2 protein-coding genes and 1 pseudogene are annotated in these 1,849 nt (G+C 63.0%); all 3 read right to left on the bottom strand.

All coding sequences use genetic code 11. The features are described 5' to 3' along the window. A partial coding sequence (locus EN884_RS34740) for a hypothetical protein (RefSeq protein ID WP_128361075.1) occupies positions 1–393 on the bottom strand: 393 nt, incomplete at its 3' end. Positions 394–587: 194 nt separating this feature from the next. Next, a complete protein-coding gene (locus EN884_RS34735; protein WP_013532491.1) occupies positions 588–1,442 on the bottom strand; it encodes a 23S rRNA (adenine(2030)-N(6))-methyltransferase RlmJ in 855 nt (284 codons plus the stop codon). Positions 1,443–1,504: 62 nt separating this feature from the next. Continuing rightward, a pseudogene (locus EN884_RS34730) lies at positions 1,505–1,849 on the bottom strand (hypothetical protein); the annotation flags it as partial.

The raw sequence follows: 1,849 nt of genomic DNA, 5'->3' as shown, positions 1-1,849 counted from the left end.
GAATTCGCCATTGTCGCCGATCGAGGCAAAGCCCTGGCCTTCCTCGATCAGGTACCAGATGGTGCGATCGCGGCCGTCGGACAGGCTGACGGTGGCCCCGCAATAACGGCGACCGATCGGCCAGGTATCGTCGGCCGCCAGATAGCGATGCTGGTGAATGCGCCGGAAATCGGTGATCTGCACATCCGGCAGATGCGGCACGTGATGCACCTGATAGGAAAAGCGGCTGGTGATCTTGTTCAGTACCCAAGGCTGACCGCAGACCCCGCTGTCTTCATCGGAATAGACCGTAAGATCGGCGGCCTGCACGGTCTGGGTGATACCGAGAGGCGCGGCAAGCGGGGTGCAGAGCGAAATCAGGGCGGCAAGAGCGGATTTGGCGAAGCGAGTCATGGCAGCCTCTCAAGGTCGATTGTGCGCACTGTGCGGATTCGCTCGGCGGCGGTCAAGCGGTTGCGTTGACAATGGTTTCCCAGTTTGAAACTGCTTTTTGACCAAAGCCGAATTTACACGGCACCGGAATGGCTCTGGCACGTTCATGCCCGGATCCAAAAGAGCGCGGGTCCCGGGTCGTCAATGAGCCCGCCTCAAGCCTGCTCGCCGGCCAGCCATTCCAACGACCAGTGCGCCGGCCGCCCCACCGCAAGCAGCCTGTGCAGGGCCGGCAGCAGCGTCCGCAACTCGCCCTCCAGCGTGAACGGCGGATTGACCACCAGCAGACCGCTGCCGTCGAGGCTGGGTTCCGAAGAGGCCGGCCTGATCTCGAATTCGATGTCGAGCAGCTTCGGGATGCCCGATTGCTTCAGCGCCTTGCGGAAAGCGATGATCGCCTTGCGGTCCTTGATCGGATACCAGAGCGCGTAGATGCCGCCTGGCCAGCGCTTGTGCGCCCTTATGAGCCCGTCGACGAGGCGATCGAACTCACCCGCTTCCTCGAATGGCGGATCGATGAGAACAAGGCCGCGCTTCTCCTTCGGCGGCAGATGGGCGCCGAGCGCCAGCCAGCCATCGAGTTCGATGATCCGGGCCTGGAAATCGCCGGCAAAGAACGTCCTCAGCCTCGCGGCATCCTTGGGGTGCAGCTCGATCGCGGTCAGCCTGTCCTGCTTGCGCATGAGATGGCGCGCAATCAACGGCGAGCCCGGGTATTTCTGGATGCCACCCTCAGGGTTGAGCGACCGTATTGTCTCCAGATAAGGCGCGAGCAGTGCTGCCACCGGCGCGGCAAACGGGGCATCGATCAGCCTGCCGATGCCGCCTTGCCACTCACCCGTCTTCTGCGCTTCGGCCGACGACAGATCGTAGCGGCCAATGCCGGCATGGGTGTCGACGACCCGAAACGCCTTGTCCTTCTGCTTCAGATACTCGAGCAAGCGCGTCAGCACGACATGCTTGACGACGTCGGCGAAATTCCCGGCATGGTAGGCGTGGCGGTAGTTCATCGTTTTGTGCCGTTATGCATGTCGTTGTCCCAAAACCGCTGCACACTTTTGGGCGACATGCATCAGCCCCTGCCCCAGCGCGGCGGTGGCGGCTGAGAGTTCGGATTTTCCGGCCGACCGCCTCGAGTGCGCAAGGTCAGCAAAAATCCGATCAGGCCGATCGCCATCAGCGCGAAGCCGACCGGCCGTGCACGGCTGTCGATCTCGCCTGCGCCGGAGCGCAGGATGAGATCGACAGCCCGCATCGGTATGTCGTCGGCATCACCCGGTCCGACGGTGAAGACGTAGGGACCCGGGCTGACGGTCGCGATGACGCCGGCCTCGTCGCGAAAGATCTTGTCGGGCAGTTGCGGGCTGGCCTGGCGAGGATTGTCGGAATGGTTGAACTGCAGCGTCGAGGCGAGCAC

Origin of the sequence: Mesorhizobium sp. M7A.F.Ca.AU.001.01.1.1 (assembly GCF_004022735.1) — a bacterium.
GTDB lineage: Bacteria > Pseudomonadota > Alphaproteobacteria > Rhizobiales > Rhizobiaceae > Mesorhizobium > Mesorhizobium ciceri.
Note: the sequence above shows the minus strand (reverse complement) of the source record. Positions and strands in the feature narration are given on the sequence as shown.